This window comes from Nonomuraea sp. NPDC005730 (assembly GCF_040630865.1).
Lineage (GTDB): Bacteria > Actinomycetota > Actinomycetes > Streptosporangiales > Streptosporangiaceae > Nonomuraea.
In genome coordinates this window covers 59,590-77,418 of the sequence record NZ_JBEXYK010000035.1, presented here as the reverse complement: position 1 = coordinate 77,418, position 17,829 = coordinate 59,590, and the positions used below count along the sequence as shown (strand labels likewise).

Here is a 17,829-nt window from a genome sequence, read left to right as displayed (position 1 = left end):
GACAGTTTGATGGATCTTGTGATGGCCTTCGCCGACGAGACGCGCTCGCGGCTGGACCGGCTGATGGACGAGCAGTTGCCCGCCATCAGGCGCGCGGGCTCGCTGGTCGCGGCGACCGTGCGCGCCGGAGGCGTCCTGCACGCCTACGGCACGGGGCATTCGGAGGCGGTGGCGCTGGAGGTCGCGGGGCGCGCGGGCGGGCTCATCCCGACCAACCGGCTCACCCTGCGCGACCCGGTGGTGCTGGGCTCGGCCGATCCCGGCGAGTTCGACCCGCTGGCCGAGCGCGACCCGCGCACCGCCCACCAGGTGCTGGCCCTGCACACCGTGGAGGACTCCGACGCCTTCGTGATCGCCTCCAACTCCGGCGGCAACGGCTCGACCGTCGAGATGGCCCGGCTGGTCAAGGAGCGCGGCCTGCCGCTCGTCGCGATCACCTCGCTGGCCCACTCGACCGCCATCACCTCGCGGCATCCGTCCGGGGAGCGGCTGTTCGAGCTGGCCGACATCGTGATCGACAACCTGGCCCCGTACGGCGACGCCGTCCTGCCCACCGAGCACGGCCCGGTCTGCGGCATCTCCTCGATCACCTCGGCGCTGATCGTGCAGCTCATGGTGGCCGAGGCGATCGGCGAACTCCAGGCGGACGGCACGGTCCCGCCGGTCTACCTGTCGGCCAACATCCCCGGCTCCGACGCGCACAACGACGCCCTCGTGGCCCGCTACGCTGGCCGGATCAGGACGGGCGCGCTGTGAGCCTGACGATCGCCGCCTTCTGGCCGCCCCCGCCGCACGAGACGACGGCCGCACGCTACCGGGAGATCGCCGAGGCCGGCATCGACCTGGTCATCACCGGCAACTACCTGAGCGACCGGGTCATCCTGCGGCACGCCCTGGCACGCGCCGAGGAGGCCGGGCTCGGCATGCTGGTCGCCTCCGACCCGCGGGTGGACGTGCTCATGCGCGACCTGGACGTGGACCCGGCGCCGCTGATCGCCCAGGTCGTCGAGGACTATCGCCCGTTCCGCTCCTTCCGCGGGCTCAGCCTCATGGACGAGCCGGTGGCCGAGCAGTTCCCGCGGCTGGCGGCCGGGGTCGCCGCCGCGCGGGCGGCCGGCGCGTTCGCCTACGCCAACCTGCTGCCGAGCCACGCCACCGGCCCCTACGACGCGTACGTGGGGGAGTTCGCCCGGGTCGTCCGGCCGGACGTGCTCTCCTTCGACCGGTACCCGTTCCTGGCCGGCGGGTTCGACGAGGGCTACTTCGCCGACCTGGCCACCGTGCGCGAGCACGCCCGCAGGGCCGGGTTGCCGGCCTGGATGTACGTCCAGACGCTGGCCTACGACGGCCACCGCGAGCCGTCGGCCGCCGAGCTGGCCTGGCAGGTCAACACCGCCCTGGCCTACGGGTACACCGGCATCCAGTACTTCACCTACTGGACGCCCGACCCGGCGCGCGGCGAGGGCTTCCAGCCGGCGCTCATCGGCGGTGACGGCGTGCCGACCGAGCGCTACGGCGTCGTGCGCGACCTCAACACCCGCTGGCTGCGCCCGGTGGCGGCCGAGCTGACCGGGTGGACGTCGGTCGAGCACGCCGGCGACGTCCTGGTCGGCCACTACGGCGAGCGGCGGCTGGTCTGCAACGCCCGCTTCGACCGGCCGGTGGAGGTCACCCTCGACGGGATCACGCAGGCGTTCGACCCGGCGACCGGCTCCTACCGGGCGTGCGGCGCCACCCTCACGCTCGCGCCCGGCGCGGCGCGGCTGGTCCGGTGATGCTCTTCGCCGGGGTGGACGCCGGCGGCACCACCACCCGCGCCGCCGTCCACGCGGCGGACGGCGCCAGGCTCGGGCACGGCACCGCCGGCCCCGGCAACCCGGCCGCGCACGGGCCCGCGGCGGCCCGCCTGGCGATCGGGCAGGCCCTGCGCCGCGCGCTCGACGGCCTGGACCCGGCGCTGGTGGCCGCCTCGGTGGCCGGCGTCGCGGGCGGCGACGACGCCTTCGCCGCGACGCTGGGCCGGACGTGGGCCGAGTGCGGCATCGCCGCGCCGCCGCGCATGGTCGGCGACGTGGAGATCGCCTACGCGGCCGGGACCGCCGCGCCGTCCGGCACGCTGCTGCTCGCCGGGACGGGCGCCGCGGCGGCCCGCTTCTCCGGCCGGACGGTGACCGCGGTGGCCGACGGGCTCGGCTGGCTGCTGGGCGACGAGGGCGGCGGGTTCTGGATCGGCCGGGCGGGCGTGCGCGCCACCGTCCGCGCCCTGGACCGCCCCGGCGACCACTTGGGCCACGTCGGAGACCATCCCCAGGGCCCCGGCCCGGCTTACGGGCCGCTGGTGGATCTGGTGAGTGCGCACTTCGGGGTGACGGGCGAGCCGCGGCGGCGGGCGGACCGCGTCGTCCGGCTGGCGCAGGCCGACCGGATGCTCGTGGCCGCCGCCGCGCCGCTGGTGTCGCGGGCGGCCGCCGCCGGGGACGAGCGCGCGGCAGGCATCGTCGCCGAGGCCGCCCGGCGGCTGACCGCGACGGCGGCCCGGCTGTCCGGTGACGGGCCGCTGGTGCTGGCGGGCGGCGTGCTGACCACGGACGGCCCGGTGCGCGCCGCCGTCCTGGCCCGGCTGGCCGGGCGGCAGGTGACGACCGCCCGCGACGCCACGGCCGGGGCGTGCTGGCTGGCCGCCCTCGACCGGCTGGGCGACGAGGCCGCCCACGAACGCTTCACGGCCCTCGCGCCGCCCCGCTAGTACGGGGACGGAAACGATTGGCGCGTTCGGTGCCCGTGCCGCTTTGATGGGTTGATCCTGTTCGATCAGCGCTCGCGCGGCCGCGTGACGCGGCCTCATGCGCATCGCCTGCCCGAAGGAAAGGACAGTTCGCCTCTCATGCAGATCCTGCAGATGAATCGCGCTCTGCTGAGCCGGCTGCTGCCGGGCGTCGAACCGGAGGAACTCACCGTCCGTCAAGGGCAGTTCCATCAGGTGGTGATCGGCTCGGATCGTGTCGTGTGCCTGCCGCGCACCGAGGCCGCGGCCGCCCGGCTGCCGGAGCGGGCCGCCGTCCTGCGCCTGCTCGCCGGATTCGAGCTCGGCTTCCGCACGCCTCGGCCGTTGCCGGAGGCCGGCACTCCCGGCACGGACCAGCCGCGGTTCCTGGTCCTCAGCCGCGTTCCCGGTGCCCCGCTGGAGGCCGAAGCACTCGAAGATCCCCAGGTGGCCGAGGCCGTGGCGGCGCAGTACGTCACGCTGCTCACCGAACTGGCCAGGATCGGCGCCGAGGACGACGTGCGAGCGGCCCTGCCGGCACCGCAGGATCGATGGCGGCAGTTCACGGCGGGCGTCCGCGCCGAGCTGTTCGGGCTCATGTCCGATCGCGGGCGTCAGCGAGCCGGGCGAGAGCTCGCGGCGCTCGACGGCCTTCCTCACATCACCGACGCCGTGGTCCATGGTGACCTCGGCGCGGAGAACGTCCTGTGGGAGCACGACGACGGGCTGCCGGTGCTCAGCGGGGTGATCGATTGGGACGAGGTCACGATCGGTGATCCCGCCGAGGACCTCGCGGCCGTCGGGGCCGGCTACGGCCCGGCCTTCCTGAATCGGGTGCTCACGCTGGGAGGCTGGACGGACAGGATGACGGCCACCCGCATCGCCGTCATCCGCGCGTCCTTCGCCCTGCAGCAGGCTCTGTCCGCGCATCGAGACGGTGACGAGGAACAACTGGCGGACGGCCTGACCGGCTACCGGTGAAGTCATCCGGGGGAACGGGGCTCAGGTGGACGGCTCCTCGGCCGGGAACAGGATCGGGCTGATCAGGTGGCGGGTGCGCTCGGGCGTGGGCGGGTTGGCGATCCTGGGCAGGAGCGCGGCGCGCAGGTCGGCGATCAGCGCGGCGCGCTCGTCCGGGCTGAGCCAGATCGCGTGCTGGCGGTAGCCGACCAGGTCGGCGGCCGGGTCGGCCTGGTCGCGGTCGAGGTAGGCGCCGAACTCGGCGAGCAGGGCCGCCATGGCCACGGCGAACGCGCGGCGGTGGTCGTCCCGCGAGGCCGAGGCGGCGGTTTCGGCGTCGATGGCCGCCCGCGCCGGGCGTAGCCGGTAGCGGCGCTCGACGGCCCCGCGTACGCGCTGCTCGCCCTCCACGTCGAGCAGGCCGCCTTCGGCCAGCAGGCCGACGTGCCGGTAGACGGTGGCCTTGGAGACATCGGGCAGCAGGTCGCACAGGCCGGAGGTGGTGAGCGTGCGGCCGCCCGCCATGGCGTGCACGATGCGCAGCCGTACGGGGTGCAGAAGCAGGTCCACCGTGTCCATGGACGTACGATCTCACACCTGCTACCTTTCTCAAACCTGAGAAAGGATGAATCATGACCGACCACGCCCTGGACGCCCCTCCGCTGGGCCGGCTGCATGACGTCGCCGGCCGCCGGATCATGCTGCACCACTCGGGCACCGGCGGCCCGCCCGTGGTGTTCCTGCCCGGCGCCGGAGTCGTCGGCCTGGACTACCTCAACGTGCACGACCGCGCGGCCGAGCTGACGACCAGCGTGCTCTACGACCGCGCGGGCACCGGCTGGAGCGAGCCGGTCGAGCTGCCCCGCACCGCGGCCGAGGTGACCGACGAGCTGCGCGAGGCGCTGCGGACGGCGGGGGTGCGCGGCCCGTACGTGCTGGCCGGGCACTCCCTGGGCGGCGCGTACGCGCGCCACTACGCCCGCCGCTTCCCCGGCGACGTCGCGGCGCTGCTGCTGCTCGACCCCTTCCACGAGGACATGGCCGCCCGCGCGCCCCGCAAGGCGCGCGAGATGCTGGACCGGATGCGGGAACAGGCGCTCCCTGAGCCGACGCCGGAGCAGCTCGACGCCGCGCGTCCGGCCGTCGAGCAGCTGCTGGCGGCCTGGCCGGACGGCGTGCGCGAGGCCCTGGTCGACCACCACCTCACCGCCTGGCGCACCGGCTGGCTGGAGGGCCGCAACCTCTACGACGAGGTCTCCGAGGAGTTCAGGGCCGCGCCGCCGGCGCCCGACGTGCCGGTGATCGTGCTGTCGGCCATGGGGGAGGACGCCACCCAGTCCCACCTCTGGCCGGAGGACGTGCTGCGGGAGATCAACGCCGGCAAGCTCGCCCTGCACGCCGAGCTGGCCGCCTCCTTCCCGCGCGGCGAGCACCGGGTGCTGGACGACGCCGGGCACGGCTGGCTGCACGAGGAACGGCCCGACGCCGTGCTCCAGGCGCTGGCCGACCTGCTGCGGGCCCTGTGAAACCCGGGGGCCGGCCGTGACTCAGGGACGCAGCGCCTTGAGCGCCAGGTCGACCAGCGCGTCGGCGTACTGCGGGGTGAGCGGGCCGGAGCGCAGCAGCCAGCGCTGGTAGAGGGGGGCGTAGAGCAGTTCGAGCGCGAGGTCGAGGTCGGCGTCGGGAGCGATCTGGCCGGCCCGCTGGGCACTGCGCAGGCGGGCCTTCTTGCCCTCGTCGACCGGGCCGGCCAGCTTCTCGCGGTATTGGGCGGCCAGCTCGGGGTCGCCGACGATCTCCAGGTTGAGCGCCCGGATCGGCGCCTCGAAGCCGGGGTCGGCGAACTCCGCCACGGTGGCCCGCATGACGGTCTTCAGGTCGGCCTCGATGTCGCCCGTGTCGGGCAGCACCACGCCCTGGTCGCCCTCGCTCAGCTCAAGAAAGGAGTCGAAGACCACGGCCCCCTTGGACCGCCACCACCGGTAGATCGTCTGCTTGCCGACGCCGGCCCGCGCGGCGATCGCCTCGACGGAGACCTTGGCGTAACCCACCTCGGACACCAGCTCCCTGGCGGCCTGGAGGATCGCCTGCCGGGAGCGCTCGCTGCGGCGCGCGGGATCGGGTTTCTGCACGCCGGTCATCATAGCCCATCGGCGAGACGATACGGTTCGTCTTGACAAGTCGCCCCGCCTTGCCGGCACACTGATGGACATGCGGCGAGACGGACCGTCTCGTCTTGGGTTGAGAAGGAGGCGAGAGCGCATGCGCGTATGGTTCGTCACGGGCGCGTCCCGCGGGCTGGGCCGGGCGTTCACCGAGGCGGCCCTGGACAGGGGCGACCGGGTCGTGGCCGCCGCCCGCGACGTCGGCCCGCTGGCCGAGCTGGAGGCCCGGCACCCGGGCTCGCTCGTCCGGCTGCCGCTCGACGTCTCCGACCGCGCCGCGGTGCGGGAGGGCGTGGACAAGGCGGCGGCCGCGTTCGGCAGGCTCGACGTCGTGGTCAACAACGCCGGCGGCCTGCTGTTCGGCATGCTGGAGGAGGCCACGGAGGAGCAGATCAGGGCGCACTTCGACGTCAACCTGTTCGGCGCGATCTGGGTCACCCAGGCGGTGGTGCCGTACCTGCGGGCCCAGGGGTCGGGGCACATCCTCCAGGTCACCTCGATGGGCGCGGGCGGCGGCGTCGCCTCGGTCGGCCTGTACGCGGCGGGCAAGTCGGCGCTCGACTCGATCACCCAGGCGCTGGCCATGGAGCTCGCGCCGTTCGGCGTCAAGGTCACCAACCTGCAGATGGGCGGCTACGACACCGGCCTGTTCACGATGGGCACCACGGCCACCGAGCCCGACCCGGTCTACGACGGGCTGCGGGCCGAGCTGGCCGCCATGTGGGGCGAGGACGCCGGCCCGCCGCCGAGCAACGCCGCGCCCGTCGTCATGGAGCTCGTGGACCTGCCCGAGCCGCCGCGCCGGCTGATCGTCGGCAGCCGCTCGTACGACCTCGTCCAGCAGATGGACGAGGCCCGCACCGCGGAGTACCGCGCCTGGGAACACCTCAGCCGCAAGGCCGACGGCTGACCTCGCCAACCCCGTCCGACCTGCGACTCCAGGGGGCGGCCGGGCGGGGATGGGTCAGGTGTTGTCCTGCTTCCGGCACAATTGCGGTGTGCGAGTCGGATTGCTGGGACCCTTCGAGGTCCGGAACGCCCAAGGGGCCGTGGTCGAGGTTCCCGGTGTCCGGCTGCGTGCGCTGCTCGCCGCCCTCGCCCTGGAGCCGGGCCGGATGGTCACGCGCGCGCGGCTGATCGACTGGATCTGGGGGGAGCGGCCACCCGCCGACGAGGTCAACGCCCTGCAGGCGCTGGTGTCCAGGCTGCGCAGGCTGCTGCCCGACGGCGTGATCGAGGCCGATTCCGGCGGCTACCGGCTGGCCGTGCCACGCGAGGCGGTGGACGTGTGCCGCTTCGAGCAGCTGATCGCCCAGGCCCGCGCGGCCGTGCCCGCCGCCCGCGCCGACCTGCTGCGCAGTGCCCTGGAGCTGTGGCGCGGCGCCCCCATGGCCGACATCGTGATGCAGGACAGCGACACGTTCGACGCCGTGGTCACCCGGCTCGACGATCTCCACGTCGCCGCGCTCGGCGACCGCATCGACGCCGACCTGCGGCTCGGCCGGGGCGCGGAGCTGGTCAACGAGCTGACCGGGCTGGTGGCCGCGTACCCGCTGCGCGAGGGGTTCGTGGCGGCGCTGATGCGGGCGCTGGCCGAGGCGGGCCGCGGGAACGAGGCGCTGACCCTCTACCAGCGCACCCGCGAGCGGCTGGCCGACGAGCTGGGCGCCGACCCGTCGGCCGAGCTGTCGGAGCTGCACACCGCGCTGCTCCGCGGCGAGGTGGGGGAGCGGACGGACAACCGCAGGACCAACCTGCGGGCCGAGCTGACGAGCTTCGTCGGCCGGCACGACGACGTCTCGGCGGTCGCCGATCTGGCCGCCAGATACCGCCTGGTCACCCTGACGGGGGCGGGCGGCTCCGGCAAGACGCGGCTGGCCACCGAGACCGCCCGTACGATGCTCCCCGAGCTGCCCGACGGCGCCTGGCTGGTCGAGCTGGCCCCGGTCCGGGCCGGCGGCGAGCTGGCGCAGGCCGCCCTGACCACGATCGGCCTGCGCGATCAGGGCATGCTCGGCGGCGGGCGCGGCGGCGACCCGATGGACCGGCTCATCACCGCGATCCGGGACCGCTCGATCCTGCTCATCCTGGACAACTGCGAGCACGTCATCGAGGCCGCCGCGGCGTTCGCGGACCGGCTGCTGGGCGAGTGCCGCGGCCTGCGCGTCCTGGCCACGAGCCGCGAGCCGCTCGGCATCACCGGCGAGGTGTTGTGGCAGGTCGAGCCGCTCACGCTGCCCGCCGAGGGCTCCTCGCCCGCCGAGAGCGGGGCCTCGCCGGCGGTGCGGCTGCTGCGCGACCGCGCGGACCTGGTGCGCCAGGACATCGGCTCCGACGCCCCCACCCTTGCGGCCATGGCGCGGATCTGCCGGGCGCTCGACGGCAACCCGCTGGCGATCGAACTGGCCGCGGCCCGGTTGCGCACCATGTCGGTCGACCAGCTCGCCCGCCGTCTCGACGACCGGTTCCGCCTGCTGAACAGCGGCAGCCGTACGGCGCTCGCCCGGCACCGGACGTTGCGCGCGGTCGTCGACTGGAGCTGGGACCTGCTGAGCGAGGCCGAGCGCGGCGTGCTGCGCCGGTTGTCGGTGTTCTCCGGCGGGGCGAGCCTGGAGGCGGCCGAACGTGTGTGCGGCGACGAGGCGTCCGCCGGCGAGCTGGTCTTCGACGTGCTGACCGCGCTGACCGAGAAGTCGCTGCTGCTGGCCGACGACGAGGGCGCCCCGCGCTACCGGATGCTCAACACCATCAGGGAGTACGCGGCCCAGCGGCTGGAGGAGGCCGGGGAGTCCGAGGCGGCGCGGCGGGCGCACCTGGCCCACTTCACCGAGCTGGCCGAGAGCGCCGACCCGCACCTGCGCCGGGCCGAGCAGCTGGAGTGGCTGGCCGTGCTCGACGCCGAGCACGACAACATCATCACCGCCCTGCGCGGGGCGATCGCCGAGGGGTGGGCGTACGAGGCGATGCGGCTGGTCGGGGGCGCCGGCTACTACTTGTTCCTCAGCGGCCACCGGGCCGAGGGCACCGAGCTGAGCCTCGCCGCGTCCGCGCTGGAGGGTGAGGTGCCCGACGAGGTGCGGGCGATGGCGTACCTCATGGTGACCATGTTCGTGACGTCCGGCGTGGGTGGCGACCAGTTCCAGGCGCGGGAGTGGATCCAGGAGGCCCACCGGCTGGCCCTGAGCAGCGGGTCGCGGCAGCCGCTGCTCGGGTTCGCCGGGCTGCTGGAGCGCACGCTGCAGGGCCCGGCGGCGTTCCTGCCGGCGTTCGAGCCGCTGATCGCCGACGCCGATCCCTGGGTGCGGGCGCAGGGCAGGCTGGCCCGCGGCCGGTTCCGGCTCACGCTCGGCGCCGACGAGACCGACGTCGACGTCGACGCCGAGACCGCGCTCGCCGAGTTCCGCGCGCTGGGCGACCGCATGGGCATCTCCCTGTCGCTGACCTTCCTGGCCGATCGGCTCGCCATGCGCGGCGAGTTCGCCCGTGCCTGCGAGTACTACCAAGAGAGCGCCGTGGCACTGACCGAGGTGGGCGCGACCGAGGACGTCGTGGGCGTGTGGGCCCGGCAGGCCCAGCTCCACTGGCTGCTCGGCGACGAGCGGGCCAGCGCCTCGGCCATGGCCGAGGCCCAGCGGCACGCCGACGGGATCGTCTGGCCGGACTCCCTCGCCGAGCTGGCGCTCGGGCAGGCGAAGCTGGCGCGCTGGCGCGGCGAGGCGGACCAGGTGCGCGAGCACCTGGCCACCGTTCGGGCGGTGCTGGCGGACGAGGAGATGGTCGCCTCGGTCCGCTCCACGATCATGGACCTGTACGGCTACCTCGCCGACGACGTCGAGCAGGCCCGCGCGTACCGGCGCAGGGCGTTCGACGCGGCCGTGGAGAACATGTTCCCGCCCACCATCGCCGAGGCGCTGGTCGGGATCGCCGACGTCGCGCTGCGCGAAGGCCAGGACGAGCAGGCCGCGCGGCTGATCGCGGCCAGCGAGGCCGTGCGCGGCACGCCGGACCGCTCGCTGCCGGACGCCGCCCGCATCGCCGGACAGGCGCGCGAGCGCCTCGGCGAGACCGGGTTCGCCGAGGCGGACCGCGACGGCCGCCGCCGCGACTTCCGGGAACTGGCCGAGCTCACCCTCACCCGCTGAACGTCCCGCGCGCCCACGATCGATCCGCCGACCTGCTGCGCCCGCCCGTCAGGGACCAGGGCGATAGATCAGGTGCAGGACGCCGGTGGCGAAGGCGGCCGAGTGGACCAGGCGCAGCGGGGTCGGACCGCCATCGGCGAAGAGCCGCTCCCCACGGCCGAGGACGACCGGGTGGATGAGGAGATGCAGTTCGTCGAGCAGGTTGTCGCGCAGCAGCGATCGCACCAGGGTCAAGCTGCCGCTGATGGTGACGTGCCGGTCCGGCCCCTGCTTGAGGGCGGCGAGTTGACCGGAGACCGGGCCGGGGATGACTGTGGTGTTCTGCCAGGCCGGGGATGTCAGCGTGGTCGAGGCCACCAGCTTGGGCATCGAGTTGATCCGGTCGGCGAACGGCACCTCGCCACCTCTGCCGGGCCAGGAGGCGGCGAACACCTCGTAGGTCCTGCGTCCGAGCAGGAGGATGTCGGCTTCGTCGAGCTGGCCGGAGACGGCCGCGGCCATCTCCTCGTCGTAGTACGGGAAGTGCCACTGCTCGGGGGCTTCCACGACACCGTCCAGCGACACGAACAGCTGCGAGACGATGGTGCTCATGCTGTGGCCGCGGTGAAGAACGCGGCGAGCGCGGGGGCGATGGCCTCGGGGGCCACGTTGTGCGGCTGACCGGTGAGGGTGGCTCGCCGGACGTCCGGCAGCAGGTCGGCCACGGCCTGCGCCGTGCTGCTGATCCACGGGATGGTCTCGCCGTCGATCACCAGAGTGGGCACCGTGACGCCGGTCAGCCGATCGGCGGGCAGGGAGAAGTCGCCGGTGATGGTGGCGTCGTAGATGAGCGTGTGGGCCACGGCCTCCATCGCCGGCCAGCCCGGGAAGTCGCGCATCGGGGCCACGAACTCGGCCGGGATGCCGACCGCGGCGGTGAGGAACAGCTCGCACATGTCGCCCCTGCGGCCCTCGGCCAGCAGCGCCACGAGCTGCTCGCGGTAGTCGGCCGGCACCGGCGTACGGGTGCCGGGCAGGATGTAGGGAACCTCCCACACCGCCAGCCTGTCGACGGCGAGCCCGCGGGCGGCGGCCTCCAGGGCGATGATGCCACCGCCGGAGGTGCCGTACAGGTGCGCCGACCCGCCCGCCGCGGCGATGACGGCCTCGATGTCCTCGAACTCGCGGTCCACCGCGTAGGGGGCGGTGTCACCGCTGTCGCCACGGCCGCGCCGGTCGTAGTTGTAGACGGTCAGGTCCTTGGCCAGCAGCTCGACCAGGGGCGCGGTCGCGGATCGGTCGTTGGGGCCGGCGCCGATGAGGATCACCGCCGGCCCCTGCCCGATCCGGTCGTAGGCGATCGCGGTGCCGTCCTGCGAGATGACCTTGTCCATGTCGCTTCCTTCGTGTTGGTGTTCGTCGGTTGCATGATCAGAATGCTGCACGTGACGGCTGTTCCACATCCGTGGTCTCCACTGATTCGCTACTGAGACCTCCGTGACGTCCGCACGTACGTGATGATGTCCGAATGATCGCAAAGGTGTCCCAGCGCGAGGCCGAGGTGCTGGCGGCGGTGGCGGCGCGGCTGTCGAACGCGCAGATCGCGAACAGGTTGCGCATCTCCGTCCGCACGGTCGAGAGCCACGTCGCCTCGCTGCTGCGCAAGTACGGCGTGGCCGACCGGCAGGAGCTGGCGCAGCAGGCGACGCAGGCCGGTGCGGACCGCGACATCCCCGATGGGCCGCACCTCGGGGTTCCCACCCCGATGACCTCGTTCGTCGGGCGCGAACGTGAACACGAGGCGGTCCTGGCGGCGTTCGGCGCCTCCCGGCTGGTCACCCTGCTGGGGCCCGGCGGCGCGGGCAAGAGCCGCCTCGCGGCGGAGATCTGCGCCACGTACCCGGCCGGCGGGGCGTTCGTGGACCTGGTTCCCGTACGGGACGGGTTCGTCGCGCAGGCGACGGCCAAGGTGCTCGGGGTCAGTGAGCGCGCCCAGCAGCCGTTGGAGGATGCCGTCATCGAACGGCTTCGCCGCGATCGGGCGCTGCTCGTCCTCGACAACTGCGAGCATGTGCTGGACACCGCCGCCGGCTTCGCGGAGCGCATGCTGGCAGCCTGTCCGGGCACCCGGATCCTCGTGACGAGCCGCGAGCGCCTCGGCGTGCCCGGCGAACGAACCGTGCCGATCGGCCCGCTGCCTCTGGCCTCCGACGCGGAGGCGCTCTTCCTCGACCGGGCCACCGCGGCCGATCCGGAGTTCGACGCCGACCTGGCCCTGCTGACGGAGATCTGCGCCCGGCTCGACGGCATTCCCCTGGCCATCGAGCTCGCCGCGGCCCGCAGCGCCTCTTTGGGGCTTGCCGGGCTGCTCGTCGCGCTCGACGACGCGCTGAGGCTGCTCACCGGAGGACGGGCAGCCGACCGGCGGCATCGATCCCTGCGCGCGGTGCTCGAATGGAGTCACGACCTGCTCGACGAGGAGGAGCAGGCGCTGTTCCGACGACTGTCGGTCTTCTGCGGCGGCTTCGACCTGGCCGCCGTGACGGCGCTCGCCGCCGGCCGCCCATCCGGCGCCGTGAGCCATGTGCTGGGGCGACTCGTCGACAAGAGTCTCGTCTTACGCGTCCCGGGGACGGCGAGCCGATGGCGGCTCCTGCAGACCGTCAGAGCCTTCGCCGAGGACCTGCTACGAGACTCCGGCGAGTACGAAGCGGCTCGGGAACTCCATCTGCTGTGGGCCGCCGGTACCGCGACGGCGATGCGGGAGCGGCTGATCGCCGCCGGGCAGCACGGCGCCGGGACAGCGGCGCCGTTCGAAGACAGCCAGAAGGACGGCGCCGAGGGCTGGCGGCGGGAGTTCGACGAGGTCTCGGACGATCTGCGTGCGGCGCTGGCCGCCGCACCGCCCGGACCGGGCGGGGCGGCGCACCGGCTGGCCCGCTCGCTGGGACACCTCACCTTCGCCCGCCGATTCCTGGCCGAGGCCCAAGGCCACTACCGGCAGGCAGCCGAACGAGCGCCCGGTCCCGCCGAAGCGGCCGAAGACCTGCGGCACGCGGCCGACTGCTCCCTGGACAACATCTCCGGGCAATACGTGTTCGACCTGCTGCTCGCCTCGGCGGCGCAGGCCCACGCCGCGGGCGACGAGAACGGCCGCGCGGTCGCCCTGGCCCGTGCGGTGGAGACAGCGGCGAGGTTTCTGGCCTCCTTCCCCGAGGGCATTCCCGGCGAGCGGCTTCGCCGTCATCTCACCGAGGCCGCCGAGGCCGGAGACCCGGGCGACCCGACCGTGGCCGCGGCCCTCGCCGCGGCGGCGGCCTGGACCGCGCGGCCGGGCGCCTTCGACCCGGACCCGGCCCTGGCCGCCCGCGCGCTCGCCGTCGCACGGACGACGGGCGACGCCGTGCTCATCAGCGCGGGGCTCGACGCGGTGACGACCGCCGCCGTACGGGCCGGCCGGCATCACGAAGCCCGGCGGTACACCGAGGAGCGGCTGGCACTGCTGTCGGAGATGAACCGCGACGACCCGCGTTCGGCCATCGAGATCGTGGACACCCTGCACGTGGCCTGCACCGACGCGATCGTCGCGGGCGATCTGCCCGCGGCGATCACCGCCGGTCGGATCATGATGGCCGACGACCTCGTCGGAGACCACCCCTACATCTCGGCCAGCAGACTGATCCCCGCGCTCGTCCTCACCGGGGACCTCGGCGCGGCCCTGCGCTACGGCGAACGGATGTGGGAGGGCTGGGAACGAGCCGGCCGGCCGCCGGCCGGATGGCTGCTGCCTTCCGTGTCGGCCATCGCGCTCGCCCATGGACTTCTCGACGACCCGGTCCGTTTCCGGCTCTGGCGTCACAGGGCCGGCGTGGTGGTCGACCACGCGCAGGCCGGGCATGCCCGGCTGACTTCCTTCGGCGCGTTCGTCGATGCCCGTGCCGCGCTGCAGTCCGGTGACCTGAGCGACGCCGGCGCCCTGGTGGAGCGGGCTTTCGGCACGTTCTCGATGGGACGTTACGCGCCGTACGCGCAGGCGGCGGGAGCCGAGCTCGCGGTCGTCGCCGGGCTGCCCGACGCCCCGGACCGGCTCGCGGCCGCGCTCCTGACAGCCGGTGAGAACCTCTGGGCCTCGGCATGCCTGGCTCGCGCCGGCGGCAGGCTCCACGCGGACCCGGACGCGCTGGCGGCCTCGGTCGCCCAGTGGGAGGGCATCGACGCTCGGCTGGAACGAGCCCATACCCTGCTGCTGATCCCGCATCGCGCCGAAGAGGGCCGAGCCGCCCTCGACGCACTGCTCTTGGCCGACGATCTCGGGTCGATCAGCTCCCCAGCTGGGCGAGCCCGGCGGCGCCGGACACCCCGGTAGCCGGTTATGGGGCGTTCGTGCCGTCGCGCGCTGCGATGGCCGCGGCCATGAAGTCCTGGAAACGCGCGAACTGTTGCTGATCCATCTTCAGCGGCACCCCGTTGACGATCCGGTCCTTGTACCGGGTACCGATCGTGACCTTGAAGCCGTCACCGTGTGGTTTCGCGTCCACGCCGAGGAACGCCACGTGGTATCGCCTGGCCTCAGTCAGGCAATGGAAGATTTCGAAGGTCCTCCCGTCCTGCACCAGGATGTACTCACCGATCGCGAACTCCGCTGCCATGGTCTCCCGTTCATGCCGCTTGCTGTGTCCAGGGTCATTCGAGCCGGCACGACGGGTGGTAGGCCCGACTCGCACCAATCATGAACCGCTACCGCGAACTACCGCAAAGCTACTTGAGCCGGTGACCGGGATCGTCCTCATGCCTTCAGCTTGCCTCCGCCGTCGACGGTGAGGACCGTGCCCGTGGTGAAGGTGTTGCCGATGACGAACGCGATCGCGGAGGCGATGTCGGCCGGCTCGGCCACGCGGTTGAGCGGCGAGGCGGCGGCGAAGCCCTTCATGGCCTCGGCCCTGACCGCCTCGTCCAGCCAGCTCCACCACTCGGTGTCCACCACGCCCGGCGAGACCGCGTTGACCCTGATCGGCGCCAGCTCCACGGCCAGGCCCGGGACGACGGCCTCGATCGCCCCGTTGATCGCGGCCAGCCCGCTGGAACCGGGGAAGGCGGCGCCTGCCGAGGCGGCGGCGACGAAAGTGAGCGAGCCGCGCTCCGACAGTGCCGTCGCCGCTGCGAGGAGCGAGACATCCAGGCACGCGATCCTGCGCGCGGCCCTGGATCTGTGCGAGCGCGACGGTTATCAGAACGTCACGTTGAAGGGCATCGCGCAGGCCGCGGGCACCGGCAGGCAGACCGTCTACCGCTGGTGGCGGACCAAGGCGGAGGTGATGCTCGAAGCGCTGACCGCGTTCGTCGAGGCGCCCACAGGCAGCGAGGACCTGCGCACGTTCCTCCTGGAGACCTTCCGGCTGAGCGGTGGCCCGGCGGGCGGGGTGGTCGTGGGTCTGATGGCCGACGCGCAGAGCGACGAGGCGTTCGCCGTAAGCATGCGCGGGTTCATCGACTCCCGCCGGTGCGCGCTGCGTACCGTGCTCGCCAGGACGCTGCCCGCGGACGTGGATCTGGAGTTGGCGGTCGACATGGTGTTCGGCGCGATGTGGTACCGGTTGATGAACCGCCACGCGCCCGTCGACGAGTCGCTCGCCGACGATGTCACCGCGATGCTTGCCCGGCTGTCGTCGTGACGTGAACGACCGCCGCCGACTGGACGTGCCAGGGGTCTCGGATTGTCAGTGACTACCGGCATTGTAGTGCTATGACCGAGACGCCCCCTTTTACCGTCCTCGCTGATGACACGGCCTACGCCGAGGCCGTGCAGCTCGCCGTGGACTCCGCCGCCGCCTACTACGCCGACGGCACCTCCACCCTCGACGACGACGCCTACGACCGGCTGGTGCGCGGTATCCAGGCTTACGAGGAGGCCCATCCCGAGCAGGTGCTGCCGACCTCGCCGACGGGCAAGGTCGCGGGCGGCGCGGTCGTGGGGGACGTGCCGCACACCGTGCCGATGCTCAGCCTGGACAACGTGTTCGGCGCCGAGCAGCTCGCCGACTGGGCCGCCTCGGTCGAGCGCAGGCTCGGCCGTCCGGTCACCGCGTGGAGCGTCGAACCCAAGCTCGACGGCCTGGCCATCTCGGCCCGCTACCGCGGCGGCCGGCTGGCCCAGCTCGTCACCCGGGGCGACGGCACCGCGGGCGAGGACGTCTCGCACGCCATCGGCACCATCGTCGGCCTGCCCGAGCGGCTGGCCGAGCCGGTCACGGTGGAGCTGCGCGGCGAGGTCATGATGACGACGTCGCAGTTCGAGGAGGCGTGCGCCAAGCGCTCGGCGCACGACGGCACCACGTTCGCCAACCCGCGCAGCGCCGCCGCCGGCACGCTGCGCGCCCAGGACCGGCCGTACGTGTGCGAGCTGACGTTCTTCGGCTACGGCGCGCTGCCCGCGCCGGGCGACGACTCCGAGCTGGCGGTGCGGCTGCGCGAGCTGCCGCACAGCCAGGTCATGGAGTGGGTGGCCGGGCAGGGTGTGCAGACCACGGCCGCCACCGCGGTCGCCGGGATCGTCACCGACACGCTGGAGCGGGTGCAGGAGCGCGTCGGCGAGATCGCCGCGGCCCGCGGCGGGCTGCCGTTCGGCATCGACGGCATCGTGATCAAGTGTGACCTGGCCTCCGACCAGGCCGAGGCCGGGTTCAGCTCACGCGCGCCGCGCTGGGCGACCGCCTACAAGCTGCCCGCCACCGAGAAGATCACCAAGCTGGTCGGCGTGGAGTGGAACACCGGCCGCACCGGGATCATCGCCCCGCGCGCCGTGCTGGAGCCGGTCGAGCTCGACGGCAGCGTCGTCACCTACGCCACCCTGCACAACGTCGCCGACATCACCCGGCGCGGCCTGATGCTGGGCGACAGCGTGGTCGTCTACAAGGCGGGCGACGTGATCCCGCGGGTGGAGTCGCCGGTGGTGCACCTGCGTACCGGCGAGGAGCGGCCGATCCCGATCCCGCAGGTCTGCCCGTCCTGCGGCGACGCCATCGACAGCTCGCAGGAACGGTGGCGGTGCGTGCGCGGGCGGGCCTGCCGGGCCATCGCCTCCATCGTCTACGCCGCCGGACGCGACCAGCTCGACATCGAGGGCCTGGCCGAGAACCGCATCAAGCAGCTGCTGGACGCCGGTCTGATCGCCGACTTCGCCGACCTGTTCTTCCTCACCCGCGAGCAGCTGCTCAGCCTGGACCGCATGGGCGAGACCAGCACCGACAACCTGCTGGCCGCCTTCGAGCAGGTCAAGGGGCGGCCGCTGAGCCGGGTGTTCGCGGCGCTCGGCGTCCGCGGCACCGGCCGGTCGATGAGCCGCCGCATCGCCCGCCACTTCGGTTCGATGGAGGCCATCCGGGCCGCCGACGCCGAGGCGATCCAGGCGGTCGAGGGCATCGGCCCGGAGAAGGCCCCGGTCGTGGTGGCCGAGCTGATCGAGGTCGGCCCGCTGATCGACAAGCTGGTCCAGGCGGGCGTGAACATGGCCGAGCCGGGCTGGACGCCCCCCGCCGAACCCGGCTCCCCGGAGACCGGCGGCGGGACCGGGCTGCCGCTGGCCGGGATGTCGGTCGTGGTGACCGGCGCGATGAGCGGCACGCTGGAGGCGTTGAGCCGCAACCAGATGAACGAGCTGATCGAACGCGCCGGCGGCAAGGCGTCCTCCAGCGTCTCGGCCAAGACGTCGCTGCTGGTGGCAGGGGAGAAGGCCGGCTCCAAGCGGGCCAAGGCCGAGAGCCTGGGAGTGCGCATCGTGACGCCGGAGGAGTTCGCCGAACTTGTCAGCTCCTCTCTGTAG

General features: G+C 73.3%; 16 protein-coding genes. 10 read left to right on the top strand and 6 right to left on the bottom strand.

Features of this window, described 5'->3' with window-relative positions; all coding sequences use genetic code 11:
* The first annotated feature begins 9 nt into the window (after positions 1 to 9).
* The 4 genes from ABZ444_RS31760 (at position 10) to vph (ending at position 3,745) form a co-directional block, all read left to right on the top strand.
* A complete protein-coding gene (locus ABZ444_RS31760; protein ID WP_358004792.1) occupies positions 10 to 756 on the top strand; it encodes an SIS domain-containing protein in 747 nt (248 codons plus the stop codon).
* Positions 753 to 1,775 carry a hypothetical protein gene (locus ABZ444_RS31755; protein ID WP_358004789.1) on the top strand — a complete coding sequence of 341 codons (1,023 nt, stop codon included), beginning with the start codon at positions 753 to 755 and terminating at the stop codon, positions 1,773 to 1,775. The genes ABZ444_RS31760 and ABZ444_RS31755 overlap by 4 nt, the downstream gene beginning before the upstream one ends.
* A complete protein-coding gene (locus ABZ444_RS31750) occupies positions 1,775 to 2,746 on the top strand; it encodes a BadF/BadG/BcrA/BcrD ATPase family protein (RefSeq protein ID WP_358004786.1) in 972 nt (323 codons plus the stop codon). Before ABZ444_RS31755 ends, ABZ444_RS31750 begins: the two co-directional genes overlap by 1 nt.
* Before the next feature lie 84 nt (positions 2,747 to 2,830).
* Positions 2,831 to 3,745, top strand: a complete 915-nt coding sequence (gene vph / locus ABZ444_RS31745) for a viomycin phosphotransferase (RefSeq protein ID WP_358004783.1) — start codon at positions 2,831 to 2,833, stop codon at positions 3,743 to 3,745.
* A 21-nt stretch (positions 3,746 to 3,766) separates the two neighbouring features.
* On the opposite strand, the gene ABZ444_RS31740 is transcribed toward vph, so the two are convergent.
* Positions 3,767 to 4,303, bottom strand: a complete 537-nt coding sequence (locus ABZ444_RS31740; RefSeq protein ID WP_357979053.1) for a helix-turn-helix domain-containing protein — start codon at positions 4,301 to 4,303, stop codon at positions 3,767 to 3,769.
* A 53-nt stretch (positions 4,304 to 4,356) separates the two neighbouring features.
* On the opposite strand from ABZ444_RS31740, the gene ABZ444_RS31735 reads away from it, so the two are divergent.
* On the top strand, positions 4,357 to 5,250 hold the full coding sequence (locus ABZ444_RS31735) for an alpha/beta hydrolase (protein ID WP_358004780.1): 894 nt from the start codon (positions 4,357 to 4,359) through the stop codon (positions 5,248 to 5,250).
* A 21-nt stretch (positions 5,251 to 5,271) separates the two neighbouring features.
* On the opposite strand, the gene ABZ444_RS31730 is transcribed toward ABZ444_RS31735, so the two are convergent.
* Complete coding sequence (locus tag ABZ444_RS31730; RefSeq protein WP_358004856.1) at positions 5,272 to 5,865, bottom strand: TetR/AcrR family transcriptional regulator; 594 nt, start codon at positions 5,863 to 5,865, stop codon at positions 5,272 to 5,274.
* 121 nt (positions 5,866 to 5,986) lie between these two features.
* On the opposite strand from ABZ444_RS31730, the gene ABZ444_RS31725 reads away from it, so the two are divergent.
* Both ABZ444_RS31725 and ABZ444_RS31720 read left to right on the top strand, forming a co-directional pair.
* Complete coding sequence (locus tag ABZ444_RS31725; protein WP_358004777.1) at positions 5,987 to 6,799, top strand: SDR family NAD(P)-dependent oxidoreductase; 813 nt, start codon at positions 5,987 to 5,989, stop codon at positions 6,797 to 6,799.
* Between the two features lie 88 nt (positions 6,800 to 6,887).
* Positions 6,888 to 10,031 (top strand): BTAD domain-containing putative transcriptional regulator, encoded by a 3,144-nt coding sequence (locus ABZ444_RS31720; RefSeq protein ID WP_358004774.1) that lies wholly within the window; start codon positions 6,888 to 6,890, stop codon positions 10,029 to 10,031.
* 48 nt (positions 10,032 to 10,079) lie between these two features.
* Here the strand turns inward: ABZ444_RS31720 and ABZ444_RS31715 are convergent, their stop codons facing one another.
* Complete coding sequence (locus tag ABZ444_RS31715) at positions 10,080 to 10,622, bottom strand: dihydrofolate reductase family protein (RefSeq protein WP_358004771.1); 543 nt, start codon at positions 10,620 to 10,622, stop codon at positions 10,080 to 10,082.
* Complete coding sequence (locus tag ABZ444_RS31710; RefSeq protein ID WP_358004768.1) at positions 10,619 to 11,404, bottom strand: alpha/beta hydrolase; 786 nt, start codon at positions 11,402 to 11,404, stop codon at positions 10,619 to 10,621. The genes ABZ444_RS31715 and ABZ444_RS31710 overlap by 4 nt, the downstream gene beginning before the upstream one ends.
* 134 nt (positions 11,405 to 11,538) lie before the next feature.
* Between ABZ444_RS31710 and ABZ444_RS31705 the strand changes: the two genes are divergently transcribed.
* Positions 11,539 to 14,376 carry a LuxR C-terminal-related transcriptional regulator gene (locus tag ABZ444_RS31705; RefSeq protein ID WP_358004765.1) on the top strand — a complete coding sequence of 946 codons (2,838 nt, stop codon included), beginning with the start codon at positions 11,539 to 11,541 and terminating at the stop codon, positions 14,374 to 14,376.
* A gap of 4 nt (positions 14,377 to 14,380) precedes the next feature.
* On the opposite strand, the gene ABZ444_RS31700 is transcribed toward ABZ444_RS31705, so the two are convergent.
* Both ABZ444_RS31700 and ABZ444_RS31695 read right to left on the bottom strand, forming a co-directional pair.
* Entirely contained in the window at positions 14,381 to 14,659 is a 279-nt protein-coding gene (locus tag ABZ444_RS31700) for a hypothetical protein (protein WP_358004762.1), read from the bottom strand.
* A gap of 137 nt (positions 14,660 to 14,796) precedes the next feature.
* Positions 14,797 to 15,156, bottom strand: coding sequence for an SDR family oxidoreductase (locus ABZ444_RS31695; protein WP_358004853.1), 360 nt, complete (start codon positions 15,154 to 15,156; stop codon positions 14,797 to 14,799).
* On the opposite strand from ABZ444_RS31695, the gene ABZ444_RS31690 reads away from it, so the two are divergent.
* Together ABZ444_RS31690 and ligA are read left to right on the top strand one after the other, a co-directional pair.
* Complete coding sequence (locus ABZ444_RS31690) at positions 15,134 to 15,682, top strand: TetR/AcrR family transcriptional regulator (RefSeq protein ID WP_358004851.1); 549 nt, start codon at positions 15,134 to 15,136, stop codon at positions 15,680 to 15,682. The genes ABZ444_RS31695 and ABZ444_RS31690 overlap by 23 nt on opposite strands.
* Before the next feature lie 71 nt (positions 15,683 to 15,753).
* Entirely contained in the window at positions 15,754 to 17,829 is a 2,076-nt protein-coding gene (gene ligA / locus ABZ444_RS31685) for an NAD-dependent DNA ligase LigA (protein WP_358004759.1), read from the top strand.

Bases quoted from the DNA above. Each gene is read 5' to 3' on its own strand.
- ABZ444_RS31710 (WP_358004768.1), bottom strand. From the start codon at position 11,404: ATGGACAAGGTCATCTCGCAGGACGGCACCGCGATCGCCTACGACCGG.
- ABZ444_RS31705 (WP_358004765.1), top strand. From the start codon at position 11,539: ATGATCGCAAAGGTGTCCCAGCGCGAGGCCGAGGTGCTGGCGGCGGTG.
- ABZ444_RS31715 (WP_358004771.1), bottom strand. From the start codon at position 10,622: ATGAGCACCATCGTCTCGCAGCTGTTCGTGTCGCTGGACGGTGTCGTG.
- ABZ444_RS31730 (WP_358004856.1), bottom strand. From the start codon at position 5,865: ATGACCGGCGTGCAGAAACCCGATCCCGCGCGCCGCAGCGAGCGCTCC.
- ABZ444_RS31725 (WP_358004777.1), top strand. From the start codon at position 5,987: ATGCGCGTATGGTTCGTCACGGGCGCGTCCCGCGGGCTGGGCCGGGCG.
- ABZ444_RS31750 (WP_358004786.1), top strand. From the start codon at position 1,775: ATGCTCTTCGCCGGGGTGGACGCCGGCGGCACCACCACCCGCGCCGCC.
- ABZ444_RS31700 (WP_358004762.1), bottom strand. From the start codon at position 14,659: ATGGCAGCGGAGTTCGCGATCGGTGAGTACATCCTGGTGCAGGACGGG.
- ABZ444_RS31740 (WP_357979053.1), bottom strand. From the start codon at position 4,303: ATGGACACGGTGGACCTGCTTCTGCACCCCGTACGGCTGCGCATCGTG.
- ABZ444_RS31760 (WP_358004792.1), top strand. From the start codon at position 10: ATGGATCTTGTGATGGCCTTCGCCGACGAGACGCGCTCGCGGCTGGAC.
- ligA (WP_358004759.1), top strand. From the start codon at position 15,754: ATGACCGAGACGCCCCCTTTTACCGTCCTCGCTGATGACACGGCCTAC.
- ABZ444_RS31735 (WP_358004780.1), top strand. From the start codon at position 4,357: ATGACCGACCACGCCCTGGACGCCCCTCCGCTGGGCCGGCTGCATGAC.